This window comes from Mycobacterium sp. 852002-51961_SCH5331710 (assembly GCF_001665535.1).
In the GTDB taxonomy this organism is placed as follows: Bacteria; Actinomycetota; Actinomycetes; order Mycobacteriales; family Mycobacteriaceae; genus Mycobacterium.
In genome coordinates this window covers 1-569 of sequence record NZ_LZSQ01000047.1, presented here as the reverse complement: position 1 = coordinate 569, position 569 = coordinate 1, and the positions used below count along the sequence as shown (strand labels likewise).

Sequence of the window (569 nt, the reverse complement as noted above, 5' to 3'; positions counted from 1 at the left end):
TTCCGCGACGGGGACAAGGTCGTGCTGCTCTCGCGCAGCGGTAAGGACCTGGGCCGTTACTTCCCCGACGTCGTCGAGGCGGTGCGCGACGAGCTGGCGCCGCGCTGCGTGCTGGACGGTGAGATCGTCGTCCCCCGCGAGTTCGGCGGACGCACCCGGCTGGACTGGGAGTCGCTGAGCCAACGCATTCATCCCGCTGCCAGCCGCATCAAGATGCTGTCGGAGCAGACGCCCGCGCACTTCATCGGCTTCGACGCACTCGCCTCCGGCGACACGTCACTGCTCAAGCAGCCGTTCCGGATCCGCCGCGAGGCACTCCTCGACGCGGTGACCGAGAAGCAGTGGTGCCACGTCACCCGAACCACTGAGGATCCCGAGCTCGCGGTGCAGTGGCTGGCGGAGTTCGAGGGTGCCGGCCTCGACGGCGTGATCGCCAAGCGGCTGGACGGCCCGTATCTGCCCGGCAAGCGCGAGATGGTCAAGGTCAAGCACGCCCGCGACGCCGATTGCGTGGCGATGGGTTATCGCATCCACAAGAGCGGCGAAGGCATCGGGTCGATCCTGCTCGG

The 569-nt window shown here is 68.2% G+C and carries 1 protein-coding gene; it reads left to right on the top strand.

The features are described 5' to 3' along the window. The coding region (locus A5752_RS07910; protein WP_502686700.1) for an ATP-dependent DNA ligase at positions 1-569 on the top strand (569 nt) is incomplete at both ends.